General features: G+C 69.7%; 19 protein-coding genes. 9 read left to right on the top strand and 10 right to left on the bottom strand.

What is annotated here, in order from left to right; all coding sequences use genetic code 11:
- Positions 1 to 66: 66 nt before the first annotated feature.
- The 3 genes from VNT50_RS13715 (at position 67) to phoH2 (ending at position 3,601) form a co-directional block, all read left to right on the top strand.
- A complete protein-coding gene (locus tag VNT50_RS13715; RefSeq protein WP_325485667.1) occupies positions 67 to 852 on the top strand; it encodes an isoprenyl transferase in 786 nt (261 codons plus the stop codon).
- A gap of 60 nt (positions 853 to 912) precedes the next feature.
- Positions 913 to 2,037: an aminotransferase class V-fold PLP-dependent enzyme gene (locus VNT50_RS13710; RefSeq protein ID WP_325485666.1), complete on the top strand. Its 1,125-nt coding sequence runs from the start codon at positions 913 to 915 to the stop codon at positions 2,035 to 2,037.
- 193 nt (positions 2,038 to 2,230) lie between these two features.
- A complete protein-coding gene (gene phoH2, locus VNT50_RS13705) occupies positions 2,231 to 3,601 on the top strand; it encodes an RNA 5'-3' helicase PhoH2 (protein ID WP_325485665.1) in 1,371 nt (456 codons plus the stop codon).
- Positions 3,602 to 4,436: 835 nt separating this feature from the next.
- Here the strand turns inward: phoH2 and VNT50_RS13700 are convergent.
- Genes VNT50_RS13700 through xseA form a run of 7 tightly spaced genes read right to left on the bottom strand, consistent with a single transcriptional unit; the run spans position 4,437 to position 10,953 of the window.
- Positions 4,437 to 5,096, bottom strand: coding sequence for a response regulator transcription factor (locus VNT50_RS13700; RefSeq protein WP_325485664.1), 660 nt, complete (start codon positions 5,094 to 5,096; stop codon positions 4,437 to 4,439).
- A complete protein-coding gene (locus VNT50_RS13695) occupies positions 5,093 to 6,628 on the bottom strand; it encodes a sensor histidine kinase (protein ID WP_325485663.1) in 1,536 nt (511 codons plus the stop codon). Before VNT50_RS13695 ends, VNT50_RS13700 begins: the two co-directional genes overlap by 4 nt.
- Before the next feature lie 45 nt (positions 6,629 to 6,673).
- On the bottom strand, positions 6,674 to 8,068 hold the full coding sequence (locus tag VNT50_RS13690; RefSeq protein ID WP_325485662.1) for a class II fumarate hydratase: 1,395 nt from the start codon (positions 8,066 to 8,068) through the stop codon (positions 6,674 to 6,676).
- A 39-nt stretch (positions 8,069 to 8,107) separates the two neighbouring features.
- On the bottom strand, positions 8,108 to 8,716 hold the full coding sequence (locus VNT50_RS13685; protein WP_325485692.1) for a carbonic anhydrase: 609 nt from the start codon (positions 8,714 to 8,716) through the stop codon (positions 8,108 to 8,110).
- Positions 8,717 to 8,751: 35 nt separating this feature from the next.
- Complete coding sequence (locus VNT50_RS13680) at positions 8,752 to 9,381, bottom strand: DUF4245 family protein (protein WP_325485691.1); 630 nt, start codon at positions 9,379 to 9,381, stop codon at positions 8,752 to 8,754.
- Positions 9,381 to 9,650, bottom strand: coding sequence for an exodeoxyribonuclease VII small subunit (locus VNT50_RS13675; RefSeq protein ID WP_325485661.1), 270 nt, complete (start codon positions 9,648 to 9,650; stop codon positions 9,381 to 9,383). Before VNT50_RS13675 ends, VNT50_RS13680 begins: the two co-directional genes overlap by 1 nt.
- A gap of 10 nt (positions 9,651 to 9,660) precedes the next feature.
- Positions 9,661 to 10,953, bottom strand: coding sequence for an exodeoxyribonuclease VII large subunit (gene xseA, locus VNT50_RS13670; protein WP_325485660.1), 1,293 nt, complete (start codon positions 10,951 to 10,953; stop codon positions 9,661 to 9,663).
- A gap of 147 nt (positions 10,954 to 11,100) precedes the next feature.
- Between xseA and VNT50_RS13665 the strand changes: the two genes are divergently transcribed.
- Positions 11,101 to 12,132: a 4-hydroxy-3-methylbut-2-enyl diphosphate reductase gene (locus VNT50_RS13665; RefSeq protein ID WP_414683973.1), complete on the top strand. Its 1,032-nt coding sequence runs from the start codon at positions 11,101 to 11,103 to the stop codon at positions 12,130 to 12,132.
- Entirely contained in the window at positions 12,129 to 12,692 is a 564-nt protein-coding gene (locus tag VNT50_RS13660; protein WP_325485658.1) for a DUF6264 family protein, read from the top strand. The genes VNT50_RS13665 and VNT50_RS13660 overlap by 4 nt, the downstream gene beginning before the upstream one ends.
- A 51-nt stretch (positions 12,693 to 12,743) precedes the next feature.
- Here the strand turns inward: VNT50_RS13660 and fbaA are convergent, their stop codons facing one another.
- Positions 12,744 to 13,772, bottom strand: coding sequence for a class II fructose-bisphosphate aldolase (gene fbaA / locus VNT50_RS13655; protein ID WP_325485657.1), 1,029 nt, complete (start codon positions 13,770 to 13,772; stop codon positions 12,744 to 12,746).
- A 220-nt stretch (positions 13,773 to 13,992) separates the two neighbouring features.
- Here fbaA and glpX point away from each other — a divergent pair, with 220 nt between their 5' ends.
- Positions 13,993 to 14,979, top strand: coding sequence for a class II fructose-bisphosphatase (gene glpX / locus VNT50_RS13650; RefSeq protein WP_325485656.1), 987 nt, complete (start codon positions 13,993 to 13,995; stop codon positions 14,977 to 14,979).
- 140 nt (positions 14,980 to 15,119) lie between these two features.
- Positions 15,120 to 15,395, top strand: a complete 276-nt coding sequence (locus tag VNT50_RS13645; RefSeq protein ID WP_325485655.1) for a hypothetical protein — start codon at positions 15,120 to 15,122, stop codon at positions 15,393 to 15,395.
- 37 nt (positions 15,396 to 15,432) lie between these two features.
- Here VNT50_RS13645 and VNT50_RS13640 read toward each other — a convergent pair whose 3' ends face one another.
- A complete protein-coding gene (locus VNT50_RS13640) occupies positions 15,433 to 16,728 on the bottom strand; it encodes a DNA recombination protein RmuC (RefSeq protein WP_325485654.1) in 1,296 nt (431 codons plus the stop codon).
- 38 nt (positions 16,729 to 16,766) lie between these two features.
- Positions 16,767 to 17,387, bottom strand: coding sequence for an exonuclease domain-containing protein (locus VNT50_RS13635; protein WP_325485653.1), 621 nt, complete (start codon positions 17,385 to 17,387; stop codon positions 16,767 to 16,769).
- A 68-nt stretch (positions 17,388 to 17,455) separates the two neighbouring features.
- On the opposite strand from VNT50_RS13635, the gene VNT50_RS13630 reads away from it, so the two are divergent.
- Both VNT50_RS13630 and ychF read left to right on the top strand, forming a co-directional pair.
- On the top strand, positions 17,456 to 18,205 hold the full coding sequence (locus VNT50_RS13630) for a class I SAM-dependent methyltransferase (RefSeq protein ID WP_325485652.1): 750 nt from the start codon (positions 17,456 to 17,458) through the stop codon (positions 18,203 to 18,205).
- A gap of 54 nt (positions 18,206 to 18,259) precedes the next feature.
- Positions 18,260 to 19,333, top strand: coding sequence for a redox-regulated ATPase YchF (ychF, locus tag VNT50_RS13625; RefSeq protein ID WP_325485651.1), 1,074 nt, complete (start codon positions 18,260 to 18,262; stop codon positions 19,331 to 19,333).
- The last annotated feature ends 72 nt before the right edge of the window (positions 19,334 to 19,405 follow it).

Raw genomic sequence — 19,405 nt, 5'->3', positions numbered from 1 at the left:
CCTGCGGCATGCCGCCCACGGCACATGTCAGGGGCGAACGGGGCCGCGGGGCGGTAGCGTAGGGGGGTGAGCCGAGCCGCATCGAACGAGGGACGCGGCCCCCTCTATCGGCTCTACATCAACCGGCTGCGACGCCACCTCTCGGCGGACAACGTCCCCAAGCACGTCGCCATGATGATCGACGGCAATCGCCGCTGGGCCAAGCAGCTCGGATACTCCACCGCCGCGCACGGCCACCGCGCCGGGGCCGCGAAGATGCGTGAGTTCCTGGAGTGGTGCGATGACGTCGGGATCCGTGTCGTATCGCTCTATCTGCTCTCCAACGACAACCTTCGCAAGCGGGACTCCCGCGAGCTGACCGATCTCTCCGAGATCATCGCCGACCTGGCCGACGAGCTGTCGACGGGACGGGACTGGCGCGTGCAGCATGTCGGGCGCCGGGATCTGCTGCCTCCCGAGCTCGCGCGCGTGCTCACCGCCGCCGACGAGCGCACGCGCGGGCATCAGGGAATGCACGTGAATCTGATGGTGGGATACGGCGGACGCAGTGAGATCGTCGACGCGGTCCGGAGCATCATCGCGCAGCACGAGCAGACCGGAGGAACGCTCGAGGATCTCGCGGCAAACCTCACTCCCGAGACGATCGGCGAGCACCTCTACACCGGAGGGCAGCCCGACCCCGATCTCGTCATCCGGACGTCGGGGGAGCAGCGCCTGTCGGACTTCCTCCTGTGGCAGAGCGCCCACAGCGAGTTCTACTTCGTGGAGGCGCTGGGACCCGATCTGCGCGAGGTCGATTTCCTCCGCGCGATCCGCGACTTCGCCTCGCGTGACCGCCGGTACGGGAGCTGATCCCGAGTCGGCGCCCGCCCATCGGCGCGTGCGCAGGAGCCACCGTGCCAGAATGACAGCGTGAGCACCTTGGAGGCGTACCAGTCCTCTTTCGATGGGGAACCCGGATACCTGGACTGGGCGGCGTTCGGGCCGCTGTCGCCCGGGGTCCGCAGCGAGGTGCACGCGGATGCCGAGCTTCTGGGCTCGGGCCGTTCGTCGAGCATCGATCTCGTGGCGGATCACGCGAGAGAGGCGAGATCGCTCGTGGCCGAACTCGTCGGTGGTCAGGAAGATCAGGTGACGCTCCAGCCGTCGACGACCTACGGGCTCATGCAGGCCCTCTATGGGCTGTCGGGCGCCGTTCTGGCCTCCTCGGCCGAATTCCCCAGCATCACGGTCTCCCTGACGCGCGCCGCCGAGGCACTCGGGCGCCTGTCGCCGCGCTGGATCGCACCAGAGGGCGGTGCCGTCACGCCGGATGCCGTGCGCGAAGCGCTCGACGACGAGGTCACGGCCGTGGTCGTCAGCCTCGTCGACTTCCGCACGGGCTACCGCGCCGACCTGGGCGCCCTGCGCGAGGTCATCGGCCCCGATCGGCTGCTCATCGTCGACGCCATCCAGGGCTTCGGGGTCATCGAGGCCGAGTACTCGGCGGCCGACGTCGTGTGCGCCAATGGCTACAAATGGCTCCGCGCCGGCAGAGGCACGGGTTTCGCATGGTTCGGCGACCGTGCGCTCGAGCGCATCGCTCCCGTGCTGTCGGGCTTCACCGGAACCGACGAAGAGCTGCCCCTTGACGAGGTGCCGCGGCCATCGGCATCCGCCTCGGCTTTCACCGTGACGAATCCCGACACCCTCGCCGCCGCTCGGCTGGCCACCGCGCTTCGCGAGGTCCGCGACGCGGGCGTCGCGATGATCGAGTCCGAGCTCTCCGATCGTGCGCGCGATGTGATCCTGAGCGCGGATCGCTTCGAGATCCCCGTGGTCACCCCTCGCGACGCGGCGCGCCGGGCCGGCATTGTCGCGCTCGCGCCGAGCCCCCAGGACGTCGCGCCCCTCGGCGCCGCGCTCGCGAACCAGGGGCTCACCGTCACCGCGCGAGCCGGACTGATCAGGGTCGCCCCGCACGTCGGCACGGGGGCCGAGACGCTGCGCCTGTTCAGCGACGCCCTGGCCGCGTTCGCGCAGTCCCGCGTCTGGTGACACGCGGCTCCGATCGCGGGGAATTTACCCGCCAGTAACCGGTCGCGGGCGTGTCGAGGGTGTGGGTGCGGCGTGGCGGACGTACGTTCATCTCATCGGGCAAGGCGCCCGGTCGAGTCGGCCTCATGGATCGCGACTCGTGGCCCTGGTCGACTCGAGACTGCCGGGATTCGTCCCGGGTCGGGAGTCGGTTGTGACCACACGAGCACCAGAGCAGCCAGGCCGTCAGGCCACCCGCCGCGAGAGCACCCAGGGGCAGGACGCGTCCGCAACGGACCTCCGCACCTATGTGCTCGACACGTCGGTGCTGCTGTCTGATCCGCGGGCGTTCTTCCGCTTCGCCGAGCACTCCGTCGTCATCCCCGTGGTGGTGATCTCGGAACTCGAGGGCAAGCGGCATGACCCCGAGATCGGCTACTTCGCCCGACAGGCGCTGCGGCACCTGGACGAGCTGCGCATCGAGCACGGCCGACTGGATTTCGCCGTCCCCGTCGGGGAGGGCGGCACGCTTCGTGTCGAGCTCAACAACACCGACAGCGGCGTGCTCCCTTCGGGCATCCGGCTCGGAGACAACGACAGCCGCATCCTCGCGGTCGCGATGCACCTCGCTCAGGACGGCCAGGACGTCACGATCGTCTCGAAGGACCTCCCGATGCGCGTCAAGGCGGCATCGCTCGGGCTGAGCGCCGAGGAGTACCTCGCCGAGCAAGCGGTCGATTCGGGCTGGACCGGCATCGCGACGATCGCGGTCTCGGGCGACGACATCAGCGACCTCTACGAGAGCGATGTCGCATCGAGCGATGATGTGCGGGGGCTGCCGGTCAACACGGGTCTCATCATCCACTCCGAGCGCGGGTCGGCGCTCGGCCGCGTCACGAGCGCGGGGGAGTACCGCCTCGTGCGGGGCGACCGCGAGATCTTCGGCATGCACGGCCGGTCGGCCGAGCAGCGGATCGCGATCGACCTGCTTCTCGACCCCGAGGTCGGCATCGTCTCGCTCGGCGGGCGCGCCGGAACGGGCAAGTCGGCGCTGGCGCTCTGCGCGGGCCTCGAGTCGGTGCTCGAGCGTCAGCAGCAGCGGAAGATCATCGTGTTCCGGCCGCTCTTCGCGGTCGGCGGCCAGGAGCTCGGCTACCTGCCCGGCGACCAGGGCGAGAAGATGGGACCGTGGGGCCAGGCGATCTTCGACACGCTCGGCTCGGTCGTCTCCAGCAACGTCGTCGAAGAGGTCGTCGCGCGGGGACTGCTCGAGGTGCTGCCGCTCACGCACATCCGCGGGCGCTCGCTGCACGACGCGTTCGTGATCGTGGACGAGGCGCAGTCGCTCGAGCGCAACGTGCTGCTCACCGTGCTCAGCCGCATCGGGCAGAACTCCCGCGTCGTCCTCACCCACGACGTGGGCCAGCGCGACAACCTGCGGGTCGGGCGCCACGACGGGGTCGCCTCGGTCATCGAGACGCTGAAGGGGCACTCGCTCTTCGGTCACGTCACACTGATGCGTTCGGAGCGCTCGGCGATCGCCGCTCTCGTGACGGAACTGCTCGAAGCCGGCGAACTGGCCTGATCCCGCGACGGGGAGGCCTCGGGCGCAGCCCGGGGCCTCCTTCCGTGCACGTCAGAGGGCAATGAGAACAGTCTCATTGCGGTCACCCGGTCATCTCATGGCGTCGGCCCAGGATCGTGGGAAGAAGATGGTGTTTGCTGTGGCCCCGGCAGGGCGACGGCAGCAGGAGAGGACGTTTTGGCCCGGGAAGCGCTGGTGATGGGCAGCACGGTGACGGTCGTCGCCGTGCTCGCCATGGCTGGCGTGCTCTGGGCGGCGCGCGCCGTCGCGATCAGCGACACGGTCGGCGTTCCGGCGGGCAGCACCGTCGTCGTGCCGTCCTCGGGACATGCCGGCGACTCGTTCACGAACGCCGCGACGGATGTCGCATCAGGACCGTCGCTCGTGGAACCCGATGCGCAAGCACCTGGCACCGTTTCAGCCCCGGCCCCTTCCGCGCCGGAGGCTTCCGATAGCGCCTCTCGGCCTTCCGAGGCGCCCGTCGTCGTTCCCCCGCCCGCCCCGGTCGAGATCGATTCCCCCGCGGCCTCGCAGGTCCGCCACGAGATCGAGCAGAGAATTCCGGGTGAGGTCGATGTCGACCGCACGTGGGATCGGAAGGTCGATCGATGGGTCCGTTCCCGAGACATCCCACAGACGCCCGCTAACGCGGGTTCCCCATCCGGACACGGTTCCCCCAGCCCTCTGTCCGGATTCGAGGGAGAGCAATCGCGCGTCTTTCCGGACAGACGCGATTGACAGCTGGCGGAGTCCCCCAACTCCGTGCAGCTCCAGCCCCCGGCGTCCCCCAGCGCCGGGGGCTTTTCGTGTGGGATCGACGCAGCGGCTGCCGGCGTCAGAGCCAGCGGTATCCCGCTCCGCGCACCGTTTCGATCCGTGCCGACCCGAACTTGCCACGGAGATACCGCACGTACACGTCCACGACGTTCGAACCCGGGTCGAAGTCGAGTCCCCAGACACGGCTGAGAAGCTGCTCCCTGCTCAGCACCTGGCCGGGATGACGGAGGAACTGCTCGGCGAGTGCGAACTCGCGCGCCGAGAGGTCCACGCCGCGCCCGTCGACGGTCGCCCGCCGCGTCAGCACGCTGAGGCTCACGTCGCCATGGACGATGATCGTCGAATCCGCCGGCGAGGAACCCTCCCGCAGACGCGAGCGCACGCGCGCGAGCAGCTCGTCGAACTTGAAGGGCTTGGGGATGTAGTCGTTGGCGCCGGCATCCAGGCCCGCCACCGTGTCGCGGGTTCCTGTGCGTGCCGTGAGCATGATGATCGGAATGGGTGAGCCCTGTCCCCGCAGCTGCGCCAGCACTTCGAAGCCGTCCATACCGGGCAGGCCCACATCGAGCAGGAGGAGATCCACGTCGCCGGCGAGGGCCAGCTCGAGGGCCTCCTGGCCGCTCTCCACGACCGTCGTCGCGTACCCGGCGGACTCGAGACCCCGCGCGACGAACGCCGAGATCCTCGGTTCGTCCTCTGCGATCAGAATGCGCGTCATCCGGTGGCCTCCCGTTGCATCACGACGTCACCCGCGCGCACGGGCGCGGGGAGCTCGGCGGGAGATCCCTGACGGACGGGGAGGTGGATGGTGAAGATCACGCCGCCGCCGGGAGTGTCCGTGACGGTGCAGTGTCCGTCGTGAGCCTTGGCGATGGCATCCACGATCGCCAGGCCGAGACCGGAGCCGCCCACCGTGCGCCGCTCGTGGGCGCGGTCGAACCGGCGGAAGATGCGATGCCGGGCGGCCGGGGGGATGCCCGGGCCGTGGTCGCGCACCCACAACTGGACTTCGCCATTCTCGCTCGTGCTGCCCAGCTCGATGGGAGTGCCAGGGGGCGAGTATTTCGCCGCGTTGTCTGCGAGCTGGAGCCATGCCTGAAGGAGGCGATCGTCGTCGCCCTCGACGGTTCCCCGGCCGAAGGATTCCAGCGACCACGTGTGATCGGGAATGACCGCTACGAGCTCGCCGACCCGCGCGGTCAGGCCCGCCAGGTCGATCGTCACCATCGTGTACTGATCGCCTTCGACGTTTGCGAGCATGTCGATGTCATCGACCAGGCGGGTCATGCGGTCGAGCTCGGCGATCCCGATATCGCGGGTCACCGCGACATCAGTCGAGTCCGCCGGATCCATCATCTCGAGATGTCCCCGCACGATCGTGATCGGGGTCTTGAGCTCGTGTCGCACGTCATCGAGAAGCTGCCGCTGCACATCGACGGAGCCCTCCAACCGGTCGAGCATGGAGTTGACCGTGCGCGTGACATCGGAGATGTCGTCGTTGCCGCCGGTGGGGATGCGCGCGCCCAGGTCGGTGAGGGTGATGGAGTCTGCGGTCTCCTGCAGGCGACGGATCGGGGAGAGGAGACGGCCCACGACGAACCAGCCCACGATCCCCGTTGCCGCAAGGGTCGCCAGCGCGGCGACCGAGAAGATGATGATGGATGTGTCGACGGTCTCGAGCTCCGAGTCGAGGTCGATCGCCCGGAGGTACACGCCGACGCTGTCGTCCCCCTCCATCGTCACCGGGATCGCGATGTACCGAAGGGCCCCGTCGTCCGTGACGGACGTTCCGATGACGGTGGTCTTCTCCGCCTCGGTCTCGGAGATCACCCGATCGATGAGTTCCTCGTTGTCGGAGATGTCGAATCCGGAGAGCGTCTCGGGGCGGTAGCGCGGCACGCCGTCGATGATGGCCACGGAGGCCTCGTTGCGGCCAGGGACGAGCCGGGCTACGGCGGCGTACAGGTACTCGTCGACCGTGGAGAAATCCCCCTCCCGCAGCTCTTCGCGCGCGGTCGCGGGAGGATCCGTCGAGTCGGGCGCCGGCAGAGGCTCGACCGAGCTGATCTCCGCGACCGTCAGCAGGCTCGAGACCTGGGTGCGCAGGCGGGCATCGACATCGCTCAGCACGCGCTCTCGTTCCGCGACGAAGGTGATCCCGCCGGCGATGACGAGCCCCACGCACGCCACAGAGAGGATGGCCCCCAGGATCCGCGTGCGTGCCGAGATCGGTCTCGACGTGCTGCTCATCTTCTGATTATCGACCCGCGGGCCGATTATCACGCTGTTGCCGCCTCAACCCGGGTGCGTCATCGACAGGAGGTCGAGCTTCTCGTCGAGCTGATCGAGCGTCAGGTCGCCGCGGTCGACATATCCGAGGTCGATGACGGCCTCGCGGATCGTGATCCCCTTCGCCACCGAGTGCTTGGCGATCTTGGCCGCGGCCTCGTAGCCGATGAGCTTGTTGAGGGGGGTGACGATCGATGGGGACATACCCGCGAAGGCCGCCGCACGCTCGAGGTTCGCCTCGAGCCCGACGATCGTCTTGTCGGCCAGCACCCGCACGGTGTTGGCGAGCAGCCGGATCGATTCGAGCAGGGCCGTGCCCATGACCGGGATCGCGACATTCAGCTCGAAGGCCCCCGATGCACCCGCCCACGCGATCGTGGCGTCGTTGCCGATCACGCGGGCGCAGACCATGAGCGTCGCCTCGGGAACGACCGGATTCACCTTGCCGGGCATGATCGATGACCCGGGCTGGAGGTCGGGGATGCGCAGCTCGCCGAGGCCCGTGTTCGGGCCGGACCCCATCCAGCGGAGATCGTTGTTGATCTTCGTCAGCGAGACCGCGATCGTGCGGAGGGCGCCGGATGCCTCGACGAGGCCGTCGCGGTTGGCCTGGGCCTCGAAGTGATCCTTGGCCTCCGTGATGGGCAGCTCCGTCTCGGACACGAGCAGCTCGATGACCTTCTGGGGAAAGCCGAGGGGGGTGTTGATGCCGGTGCCGACCGCCGTGCCGCCGAGCGGAACCTCGGCGACGCGGGGCAGCACCGATTGGACACGCTCGATGCCGAGGCGCATCTGGCGGGCGTAGCCGCCGAACTCCTGGCCGAGGGTGACGGGTGTGGCGTCCATCAGGTGGGTGCGCCCGGACTTGACGGCCCCCTTCCACAGCTCGGCCTTCCCCTCGAGGGCGACGGCGAGGTGGTCGAGGGCGGGGATCAGATCGTCGATCAGCTCTTGGGTGACCGCGATGTGCACCGAGGTGGGAAACACGTCGTTCGACGACTGCGATGCGTTGACGTGGTCGTTCGGGTGCACGGGCGCGCCGAGGCGCCGCGTCGCGAGCGTCGCCAGCACTTCGTTCATGTTCATGTTCGACGAGGTGCCGCTGCCGGTCTGGTACACGTCGATCGGGAAGTGCGCGAACAGGTCGCCGGTGATGACCTCGTCGGCGGCCCCCGCGATCGCGTCCGCGATCGAGCCGTCCAGGGTCCCCAGCTCCTTGTTCGCGAGGGCGGCGGCCTTCTTGATGCGGGCCAGCGCCACGAGCTGCGCGGGGTCGAGGCTGTCTCCCGAGATGGGGAAGTTCTCGACGGCGCGCTGCGTCTGAGCCCCGTACAGGGCGGATGACGGAACCCGCACCTCGCCCATGGTGTCGTGCTCGATGCGGTACTCGGTGTCAGTCACGTCGTTGTTCCTCTGCCTCGGGTGTGGGGTGGTAGGTTCTCAGTCGGCCGAGCCGGTCGCCGGCCCGACGATGACGTCGGCCAGGACCGTGCCCTGGGCCAGTCGATAGTTTGCGCCGACGATCGCGAGCTGCCCCGCCGCGATCGCCTCGCCGATGAGCTCGGACTTCTCCAGCAGCTCGGCGACCGTGTCGCGCAGGTGCTCCCGGCCCACGCGCTCGGCGTCGACCGCCGCGGGGTCGACGGCGCCGGCGCCGACCACCCGCCGGACCGCCGGGATGATCGGCTCGATCAGCCGCTGGATGTGCGGGGGGAGCGGGGTGGCATCGGGGCCCTGCGACGAGATCGCGGCGCGAACGGCGCCGCACTCGTCGTGACCCAAGACGACGATGAGCGATACCTTCAGCACGGCCACCGCATACTCGAGGCTGCCGACGACGGAGTCGGAGATCACTTGCCCCGCGTTGCGCACGACGAAGAGGTCGCCGAGGCCCTTGTCGAAGATGATCTCGGCGGCCAGCCGGGAATCGGAACAGCCGAACAGGGCGGCGCGTGGGGTCTGCGCCTCCGCGACCTCGTTGCGGCGATCGATGTCCTGGCGCGGATGCCGCGGCTCGCCCGCCACGAAGCGGGCGTTGCCCCGGAGCATCTCTTTCCACACCTTGCGGGGCGAGGGTCTATCGGTCACTCGGCGGCCTCCTGAAGCGCGCGCACCTGGTCTGCGATGCTCCCGGCGACCTGCGCCGTCGTCTCGGGATCGGCCGAACCGTAGACCACGATGTGGTCGGGGCCCGCCTGGATGCCGAGCGCGTACGACACGTTCGCGTTGCGTGACGGGTCGGCGATCTCGTAGCGGTCCCACGAGAGACCGTCGAGCGTGATCGTGCCGTTGGGCGCGGCACCCTTGAGCAGCTGCGCGGCCCAGGTGCGGTCGGCGTCGAATCCCTGCGCGACGCGCAGGAAGCTGTTCTCGTCGGGAACGTAGATGATCCCCCAGGTCGCGACCGCGTCCGCCTCGACCTGCGCGCCGTTCACGCGCCACGACTCGGGAACGACGGGCACGATGACCTCGCGGCCGTATGTGTCCTCGACGCCGTGTGCGACCGCGGCCACATCGATCGCCGGGCGGGGCGCGGGCTCGCCGCGGGGGACCCCGAGCACGATGACCACCACCACGACGAGCGTCGCGAGCAGTGCCGCGACGAGGTTGCGCATCGTCTGGCTCGCCCGGTAGTTGCGTGAGCGCTCGGCCTTGTCGGCGGCGATCTCGTCGTCGGACTGGCGCGAAAGCGTGGAGTTCCCGCGTCTCGCCATCACGTGGTGGCCCCCTCGTCGGGCGTGGCCCGCGCCGCGTCGAGACGCTGCTTCGCACCGCGGAGCCACTCCTCGCAGCGGGCGGCCAGGGCTTCGCCACGTTCCCAGAGCGCGAGCGAGTGCTCGAGCGTGGGGGAGCCCTGCTCGAGTTCCGCGACGACGCGCACGAGCTCGTCGCGCGCCTGCTCGAACGACATGTTCGCGACGTCCGTAGCCCCTGCGGGGCCGCCGGCCGTCTCGTCGCCGGTGAGCGGAGCGGTCTGGGTCATGTCTTCCATCCTAAATCGGGGCTGCGTCGTCGCCGGACTCCGGAAGCTCGCCCTCGGAGCGGGCAGCCAGCGAACCGCGGTCGAGCGTCACGACGAGCGAGGTGCCGGCGGGCGCCTGAGCCGCGTCGCGCACGATGACGCCGCCCGCGATATGCGCGATCGCGTAGCCGCGGGCGAGGGTCGCCGCGGGCGACAGCGCCCGCAGCGACGCCTGGAGCTCGGTCGTGCGGCGGCGTCCGGCCTCGATCTGGCGGTCGATGCGATCGCGACCGCGCGACACCACCAGCCACACCTCTTGCGACCTCCCCACCAGCATGCCCTCGGGTGCGCGCAGCACGGGCCGCGAGCGCAGCTGCTCCAAGCGCTCCATGTCGTTCGAGACGCGATGCACGAGCCGGGTGGTCAGGCGCGAACGCAGCTGGCGCACCAGATTGAGCTGCTCGGCGACATCGGACACGACGCGCTTCGCGGCATCCGTGGGCGTCGAGGCCCGGAGGTCGGCGACGTCGTCGAGCAGCGGCCGATCGTTCTCGTGGCCGATGGCGCTGACGACGGGGGTGGATGCCGCGGCCACCGCGCGCACGAGGCGCTCGTCGCTGAACCCGAGGAGCGTCTGCGGGTCGCCGCCGCCCCGGGCGATGACGATGACGTCGACCTCGGGGTCGGCATCCAGCCGCTTCAGCGCCGCAAGCGTCTCGGGAACGCACCGATCGCCCTGTACGGCGGCGTACTCCGTGCGGAACCGCACGTGCGGCCAGCGGAGCTCGGCGTTGCGGTGAACGTCCTTCTCGGCATCCGAGCGTTCGCCGGTGATCAGGCCGATCGTGCGGGGCAGGAACGGGAGCGGCTTCTTGCGAGCGGGGTCGAAGAGGCCCTCCTGGCGCAGCTGCACGCGCAAGCGCTCGAGGCGCTCGAGCTGATCGCCCAGACCGACATGGCGCAGCGACGAGACCTGGAAGCTGAAGTCGCCCGTCTTGATGAAGTAGTCGGCCTTGACGCACGCGATGACGTGATCGCCGACCTTCAGGTCGGCCGGCATGCGCGTGCGCGCGCTCGACCACACCCGCACGGCGATCGTGGCGTCGGAGGCGAGATCTTTGATGCGTCCGTACACGGCGTTGCCCCGCACGTTCCACCCGGTGATCTCGCCCTCGACCCACACGGCGCCCCAGCGCGAGACGAAGTCGCGGATCGAATCGTTCAAGCGCGACACCGATGTCGGTGCCGCCGGGGTGGAGTCCCGCGGAGCCACCGAATCGGGCGGCGGCGCGCCCGGGGAGGCGGCGGCCTGGAAGGTCGTCATCGCATCCTCACGTCGTCTGGTCTGCCCATCGTCTGGTCTTGGGTGCGTCGGCATCGGCATGGCGTCGGAGCCGGTGCGGGGACTCGGCCCGCGCCCAGGGGCCCCACGTAGAATCGACCCGTGACCACTCCTGCCGTCCGCTTGCCCGTGCCCCGTGTTCCGCGGCGGCGTGGACGCCTCCAGGATATCCCCGTCCCCGGACAGAAGCGGGTGCTGCTCGCGGCGCCCCGCGGTTACTGCGCCGGCGTCGACCGCGCCGTGATCGCCGTCGAGAAGGCGCTCGAGCGCTACGGCGCCCCGGTGTACGTGCGCAAGCAGATCGTGCACAACATCCACGTCGTCACCGAGCTCGAGGCGGCGGGGGCGGTCTTCGTCGACGAGGTCGACGAGGTGCCCCCGGGTGCGCACGTCGTCTTCAGCGCGCACGGTGTATCGCCGGCCGTCGTCGCCGCGGCATCCGATCGCGGGCTGCAGGCCATCGATGCGACGTGCCCCCTCGTGACGAAGGTGCACCGGGAGGCCGTGCGGTTCGCCCGCGACGACTTCGAGATCCTCCTGATCGGCCATGAGGGGCACGAAGAGGTGGAGGGCACGGCGGGCGAGGCGCCCGACCACGTCACGATCGTCAATTCCCCCGAAGAGGCCGACACCATCGAGGTGCGGGATCCCTCCAAAGTCGTCTGGCTCTCGCAGACCACCCTGTCGGTCGACGAGACGATGGATACGGTGCGCCGCCTGCGCGTGCGCTTCCCGCAGCTCCAGGATCCGCCGTCGGATGACATCTGCTACGCCACCCAGAACCGCCAGGTCGCGATCAAGAAGGTCGCGCAGGGCGCCGACCTCGTGATCGTGGTGGGCTCCTCGAACTCCTCGAACAGCGTTCGGCTCGTCGAGGTGGCACTCGAGTACGGCGCGAAGGCGGCGCACCGCATCGACTACGCCGACGAGATGCGGCAGGAGTGGTTCGAGGGCGTTCAGACGGTCGGTGTCACGAGCGGCGCGTCCGTGCCCGAGGTGCTGGTCGCCCAGGTGCTCGAGGAGCTCGCCGGCGCGGGCTACCGCGACGTCGAAGAGATCAAGACGGCCGAGGAGGATCTGATCTTCTCGCTTCCCAAAGAACTGCGTCAGGATGCCGCGGGCAACCGCGATGCGCGGGCGCTCGGCGGGCGGCAGGCGTGAGCGATCCGATCGAGAGGCCGAGACCGCAATACGGCGAGTACGCCACTCCCGAGGAGCAGCGGGCACGCATCCAGCAGCCCGATGCCACCTGGGCGCTGGAACAGGGGCAGGCGGTGACCGAGGAACCCGCGTCGTCCGCCGCCGATCCGAAGGCGGGAGCCGCGGCGCCCGTGGCCCGCGCCGCCGCCCCCGGCAACGTCGTCGACCGCGTCATCACGATCGCCCTGCTCGGCTACGGTCTCTTCGCGGTCGTGTCATCGCTCGCGACCCTGCTGGATTTCTCGACGTTCGCGGACACCTGGATGGGCATGGTCGGCATCGAGGGCGAGTTCACGAACGTCGCCTCGGGTCGCCTGTGGGGCACGGTCGCGGCCGTGGCCTTCGTGATCGGCTGGGTCGTGACCGCCGTGCTGACGTGGCGGAGGCTCCGCAGCGGTCGGCTGAGCTTCTGGGTGCCGCTCGCCGGCGCCGCCGTCAGCTACGTCGCGCTCACCGCCCTGCTCATGATCCCGCTGCTCGGCGACCCCGCGATCATCCAGTACCTCACGCCCGCCGGCTGATCGCCGCGGTGGCCGGCCACGCGGCCGGGAGGGCACCGGCGGGTGTGCCGACTAGCTTCGCGACTGGGCGGCGGAACCGAGCTGGCGGGTGGCCTCCACGACGCGGGCGGCCATCGCGGACTCCGCGACCTTGCCCCACGCGCGCGGGTCGTAGGCCTTCTTGCTCCCTACCTCGCCGTCGACCTTCAGGACGCCGTCGTAGTTGGTGAACATGAAACCGGCGACCGCGCGGGTGAACGCGTACTGGGTGTCGGTGTCGATGTTCATCTTGATGACACCGTTGCGCACCGCGAGCGCGATCTCCTCGTCGGTGGAGCCGCTGCCGCCGTGGAAGACGAGGTCGAGGGGCTTCGCGTCGGTCGCGAACTTCGAGGCGATCCCGTCCTGGATCTCGCCGAGCAGTTCGGGCCGGAGCTTGACGTTGCCGGGCTTGTAGACGCCGTGCACATTGCCGAACGTGAGCGCGGCGATCCAGCGGCCCTGCTCTCCGAGCCCGAGGCCCTCCACGGCCTTGCTGACATCGGCGACGGTCGTGTAGAGCGCCTCGTTGGAGCCTTCGTGCTTGACGCCGTCCTCCTCGCCGCCGACGACGCCGATCTCGACCTCGAGGATGGCGTTGATCGCCTTGAGCCGGGGGAGCAGCTGCTGGGCGATCTCGATGTTCTCATCGAGCGGCACGGCCGATCCGTCCCACATGTGGGACTGGAAGATCGGGTTGCCGCCGTCGGCGACGACCTTCTCCGACTCGGCGATGAGGGGGAGGACGAAGTCCTCGAGCGCGGGCTTGGGGCAGTGGTCGGTGTGCAGCGCAACGGTGATCGGGTAGCTCTTCGCGACCTCGTGGACGAACTTCGCGAATGCGAGAGCGCCGGTGGCGCGGCCCTTGACCGTGTGCCCGGCGAAGTAGTCGGCGCCTCCGGTCGTCACCTGGATGATGCCGTCGGATCCGGCCTCGGTGAGGCCCTGGAGGATGGCGTTCACACTCTGCGAGCTCGACGCGTTGAACGCGGGGTAGGCGAAGCCGCCGGCCTTCGCTCGGTCCAGCATCTCGGCGTACTGCTCGGGGGTGGCGACGGGCATGACGGCTCCTTGGTCTTGGGCACGGTACTCGTGGGCATGGTATCGGTGCGGGGACGTGCGCACTGCTGAGTCTAGCGATGCGGTGGCCCATCATCCGGGGCGGGGGCGCCGGGCGAGAGAGCGCGTGATCTGCTGGTCTCCGGTTAAGAACCGCGCTTCCTTCACGGCCGGTTCACGGAAATGACCGGGGACGTGACCCCGCGCTGGCTAGGCTGACCTCATGGTGAGCCTTACCGCAGACATGAGCCCGTTGCACCCTGACCGCAACCTCGCACTCGAGCTCGTCCGGGCGACGGAGGCAGCCGCGATCCGCGCCGTTCCGTTCGTCGGACGGGGCGCGAAGGAGGCCGCAGACGGGGCGGCCGTCGACGCGATGCGCGCGTTCCTCAGCACCGTCAACTTCGACGGCGTCATCGTCATCGGCGAGGGCGAGAAGGATCACGCGCCGATGCTCTTCAACGGGGAGCACGTCGGCAATGGGCGTGGGCCCGCGTGCGACATCGCCGTCGACCCGATCGACGGCACATCGCTGACCGCCGCCGGGCGCCAGAACGCGCTGTCGGTCATCGCGGTCTCCGACCGGGGCACGATGCTCGACGCGTCGAGCGTCTTCTATATGGACAAGCTCGTGACCGGCCCCGCCGGCGTCGGCGTGGTCGACATCCGCCTTCCGATCGGCGAGAACATCCGCCTGCTCTCGAAGGCGCTCGGCAAGCCGATCGACGAGATCGTGGTCTCGGTGCTCAATCGTCCGAGGCACGAGAAGCTGATCGCCGACATCCGCGAGGCGGGTGCGGGCACGCGACTCATGTCGGACGGCGACGTCGCCGGCGGCATCAACGCGGCGCGCCACAACGCGAAGACCGACATGTGCGTCGGCGTCGGCGGCAGTCCGGAGGGCATCGTCACGGCGTGCGCGATCAAGGCGCTCGGGGGTCACATCCAGGGCATCATGTGGCCGCAGACCGACGACGAGACCCAGCGGGGGATCGATGCCGGACTCAAGATGGATCACGTCTATGAGGCCGACGAGCTCGTCACGGGCAAGAACACGATCTTCGTGGCAACGGGTGTGACCGACGGACAGCTCGTCGCCGGGGTGACCCGCCAGGGCGACTACCTCTACACCGAGAGCGTCGTGCTGCGCAGCGCATCGGGCACTCTCCGCCGCATCGCATCGGAGCACCTGACGTCGAAGTGGCTTTGAGCGACCGCCCGGCCGGCGGCTCCTGAGGGCGCCCGCGCCGCTCCTGCGGGTCGGGCGCGGGAGGCGACGCCCTGCTGGCACAATGGATGTCGGACGGTGCCGCGCACCGCTCGGCGACGATGTGCAGTGGGAGGAACGCAATGACGGATCAGACGCCCGCGGGCTCTTCGTCCGCGTCGAGCCCCGCGCCCCGAGTTCCCCCGGGCACGGGTTCGATCCCGACGAGCACGGGGTCGATCCCCACCGGCACCGGGTCGCACAAGATCATCGTCGATCCCTCCCGGCGCGCAGACGTGCTCTTCCGGGTGCGGCGCGACGAAGACCACGAGGTCAACGCGTGGTGGCTGATCGGGGCGTTCGTCGCCGTGTCGGCGGCGGTGATCGCGCTGCTCAGCTTCGTCCCCGGAGGTTCCTGAGCCGACGCGGCGCGTCGGTGCCGGATGCGCGGGACGCTCAGTCGTCCAGTCGCGACCGCAACGGCCCCACGTCGGCGGTGATGGCGTGGTCTTCGTCGTCCGCGTGTTCGAGCGCGTCGAGCAGCTCGACCGCCGACAGGCGTCGCGGCGCCGAGTGGATGACGGCGGGCGCGGCGACGGCGTCCAGCTTGGTCTGATCGATACCGGGGAAGCGCCGGGCGGTGACCAGCACTCGCGATTCGAGCGACCCCGCGAACTTGTTGTACGAGTCGACGGTGCGCTCGATCGCGCGACGCAGGTCATCGGCATGCCGCGCGAGCCCGCCGAGACGGTCGTACAGCTGATTGCCGAGGTCGAAGAGCGCCCTCGCCTCGTCGGATACATCCTGCTGCGTCCACGTGTAGGCGACGGTCTTCAGCACCGCCCACAGGTTGACGGGGGAGGCGAGCGCGACGCGCTTGGAGAAGGCGTAGTCGAGGAGCGTCGGATCCTCCTCGAGAGCGGCGGAGAGCAGCGACTCGCTGGGGACGAAGCAGATGACGAACTCGGGGCTCGATGAGAGTCCGGCCCAGTACGCCTTCTTGGCGAGGGCATCGACGTGCGCGCGGACGGCCCGCACGTGCTTGCCGAGCAGAGACTTGCGGCGGGCTCCCTCGTCACCAGTCGCGGTGAGCGCGATGCTGCTGGCCTCGAGGTAGGCGTCGAGGGGGACCTTGGCGTCGACGGCGATCGCCTTGTCGCCCGGGAGCCGGATGATCATGTCGGGTCGTCCCGCCCCGGCATCCGATGACACCGACGTCTGGACGTCGAAGTCGACGTACCGGGTGAGACCCGCCGCCTCGACGACTCGGCGCAGCTGCGTCTCGCCCCACACACCGCGTGTGGTGTTGGACCGGAGCGCGCTCGCGAGCGATTCGGTCGTCGCCCGCAGCGACTCGTCGGACTCGTGCGCGCGTCGAAGCTGCTCGGCGAGCGAGCTGAACTGCGCGTGCCGGTCGCGCTCGAGTTCTGCGACCTTCTGCTGCATCGAGGCGAGAGTCTCGCGCACGGGGGAGAGGGCGCTCAGCACGGCCGCCTCGCGCCGTTCCCGCTCGTTCTGCACGGCGTGGTCTTGGCGTGCCCGATCGATCAGCTCGCGATACTCATCGGTGCGCACGTCGAGCTGTTCGCGCAGGCTCGCGGCAGATGTCTCCGCGGCGGCGAGCCGCGCGAGCAGCCCGGCCTCGGACCGGGCGGCGCCCTCCGACGCGCGCGCCGCGCGCGCGAACCAGCCGGCCAGGATGCCGGCGGCCAGGCAGGCCACGGCGAGAAGCGAAGCGGTGAGGGCGTCCATGATCCCATGATGGCGGTGGCCCCCGACATCCCGTGGATTCAGGCGACCGCGGCCAGCGCGTCGACCGCCGGCGGCACCGTGACCGCCTCCCCAACCGCGATGCGGCAGACCCTGACGCTCATCGCGTCGGCCAAGGCCCCGACATCCGCGGCCCCTGCGCGTCGAGCGGCATCGATGACGACGTGCGCGCACGCGAGGGCGTCGGCGGCGGCGTCGTGGTGCGGGAACGGACCGAAGCCGGCCTCCTCCGCCACGAGGGGCAGCCGGTAGGAATCGAGCCGATACGTCTTGCGCGCCACCTGCAGGCTGCAGAGGTAGCGGTAGGGCGGGCATGAATCGCCCGTGGCCGCGCACGCCCGGCGCAGCACGTTCATATCGAACCCGGCGTTGTGTGCGACGAGCACGTCGGAGCCTGCGAACGCGCACAGGTCGTCGAGCTGCGCGCTCCATCCCTTCGCCGTCGCCACGTCGCCGACGCGGATGCCGTGGATGCGGGTGTTGAACTCGTGGAACTCGTCGTGTCCCGGCGGAGGCTGGATGAGCCACCCGGCGGTGGCGACGATGCGTCCGTTCCGCACGCGGGCGAGGCCCACTGCGCACGCGGACGCGGGGCTGGAATTCGCCGTCTCGAAGTCGATCGCGGTGAAGTCCAGGGCCACGGGGCCAGCCTCGCCCGGAGTTCGCATACCCCCCTGTAGGCGCGCCGCGCTCGTCGTAGGCTCGACGCATGGCCAGTCGCGATGAGATGTCCACGTCGTTCGGCGTCGCCGCCGGAACCTACGAATCGGGTCGGCCCGAGTATCCGGCCGAGGCCGTCGAATGGATGCTGGCACCCGTCGCCTCGCACGAGCATCGCCCTCGCGTCGCCGATGTCGGGGCCGGGACCGGCAAGCTCACGCGTGCCGTGGCCGCGACCGGCGCCGAGGTCGTCGCGATCGATCCGGATCCGGACATGCTCGCGGCCCTGCGCGACGCCGTGCCCGGCATCCCGACCTTCGTCGGCAGGGCCGAACGCCTGCCGCTCCCTGACGCCGCGCTCGACGCCGTCGTGCTCGGCCAGGCGTGGCACTGGGTCGAGCCGGTCGCCGGTTCGCTCGAGGCGGCCCGCGTGCTCCGGAGCGGCGGCATCCTGGGACTCATCTGGAATGTGCGCGACGAGTCCGACCCGTGGGTGCGCCGGCTCACCGCGGTCATGCACGGCAGCCACGCGGAGGTGATGCTCGAGGGCGGCGATCCGCCCATCCGCGCCCCGTTCGATGCGCTCGAGGGCCGGGTGTGGCACTGGACGCGCACGATGACCCGCGCCGCGATGCTCGACATGGCGCGCTCGCGCAGCTACATCATCACCGCAGAACCCGGCGACCGCGCCATGATCGAGGCCGGGCTCGGGGCGCTCCTCGACGAGATGGGGCTGCACGGCGAGGCCACGATCGAACTGCCGTACGTCACCCGCGCGTACCGAGCGGTTCGGCCCTGACGCGCCGAGCCGGGCCTCCGGACGCGTGTGCCCGCGCACGTAGACTGGATGCCCGTGGCTCTCACTATCGGCATCGTCGGCCTGCCCAACGTCGGCAAGTCCACCCTGTTCAACGCACTGACCAAGAACAACGTGCTCGCGGCGAACTATCCGTTCGCGACGATCGAGCCGAACGTGGGCGTGGTGAGCCTTCCGGATCCGCGGCTCGCGAAGCTCGCCGAGGTGTTCCACTCGGAGCGCATTCTTCCGGCGACGGTGTCGTTCGTCGACATCGCGGGGATTGTTCGCGGCGCGAGCGAGGGGGAGGGGCTCGGCAACCAGTTCCTCGCGAACATCCGCGAGGCGGATGCGATCGCCCAGGTGGTGCGCGGCTTCACCGACGATGACGTCGTGCACGTCGAGGGTGCGGTGAACCCGAAGGATGACCTCGAGACGATCAACGCAGAGCTCATGCTCGCCGACCTTCAGACCCTCGAGAGGGCCGTGCCGCGCATCGAGAAGGAGGTCAAGACCAAGCGGGCAGAGCCCGCCGCGCTCGAGGCCGCCAAGGCCGCGCAGGACGCGCTGGAGCGCGGCATCCTGCTCTCCTCCTCCGGAATCGACCTCGCGCCGATCCGCGAACTCGGTCTGCTGACCGCCAAGCCCTACATCTACGTCTTCAACGTCGACGAGGCGGTACTGACGGATGCCGCGGCCAAAGACGCCCTCGAAGCTCTGGTCGCGCCCGCGCACGCGGTTTTCCTCGACGCGAAGATCGAATCGGAGCTGATCGACCTCGACCCCGAGGATGCGGCCGAGCTGCTCGCGTCCACCGGCCAGGACGAGTCGGGGCTCGACCAGCTCGCCAGAATCGGGTTCGACACCCTCGGGCTGCAGACCTACCTGACCGCCGGGCCCAAGGAGGCCCGCGCGTGGACGATCGGCCAGGGCTGGAAGGCCCCGCAGGCGGCCGGTGTCATCCACACCGACTTCGAGAAGGGCTTCATCAAGGCGGAGGTCATCTCGTTCGATGACCTCGTGGATGCCGGCTCGGTGCTCGAGGCCAGGCACCGCGGCAAGGCCCGCCTCGAGGGCAAGGAGTACGTCATGAAGGACGGCGACGTCGTGGAGTTCCGCTTCAACGTGTAGACCCCCCCTCGACGTGGCGAGCACCCTCGCGTAGCGTGAGGCCACGCCCTCGATGTCGGCAACCCATCCTGC

Origin of the sequence: Microbacterium sp. (assembly GCF_035554235.1) — a bacterium.
GTDB lineage: Bacteria > Actinomycetota > Actinomycetes > Actinomycetales > Microbacteriaceae > Microbacterium.
Note: the sequence above shows the minus strand (reverse complement) of the source record. Positions and strands in the feature narration are given on the sequence as shown.

Coding starts and splice junctions, on each gene's coding strand:
- VNT50_RS13700 (WP_325485664.1), bottom strand. CDS start 5,096: ATGACGCGCATTCTGATCGCAGAGGACGAACCGAGGATCTCGGCGTTC.
- VNT50_RS13695 (WP_325485663.1), bottom strand. CDS start 6,628: ATGAGCAGCACGTCGAGACCGATCTCGGCACGCACGCGGATCCTGGGG.
- VNT50_RS13685 (WP_325485692.1), bottom strand. CDS start 8,716: ATGCTCCGGGGCAACGCCCGCTTCGTGGCGGGCGAGCCGCGGCATCCG.
- VNT50_RS13680 (WP_325485691.1), bottom strand. CDS start 9,381: ATGGCGAGACGCGGGAACTCCACGCTTTCGCGCCAGTCCGACGACGAG.
- VNT50_RS13675 (WP_325485661.1), bottom strand. CDS start 9,650: ATGACCCAGACCGCTCCGCTCACCGGCGACGAGACGGCCGGCGGCCCC.
- xseA (WP_325485660.1), bottom strand. CDS start 10,953: ATGACGACCTTCCAGGCCGCCGCCTCCCCGGGCGCGCCGCCGCCCGAT.
- fbaA (WP_325485657.1), bottom strand. CDS start 13,772: ATGCCCGTCGCCACCCCCGAGCAGTACGCCGAGATGCTGGACCGAGCG.
- glpX (WP_325485656.1), top strand. CDS start 13,993: ATGGTGAGCCTTACCGCAGACATGAGCCCGTTGCACCCTGACCGCAAC.
- VNT50_RS13645 (WP_325485655.1), top strand. CDS start 15,120: ATGACGGATCAGACGCCCGCGGGCTCTTCGTCCGCGTCGAGCCCCGCG.
- VNT50_RS13640 (WP_325485654.1), bottom strand. CDS start 16,728: ATGGACGCCCTCACCGCTTCGCTTCTCGCCGTGGCCTGCCTGGCCGCC.
- VNT50_RS13630 (WP_325485652.1), top strand. CDS start 17,456: ATGGCCAGTCGCGATGAGATGTCCACGTCGTTCGGCGTCGCCGCCGGA.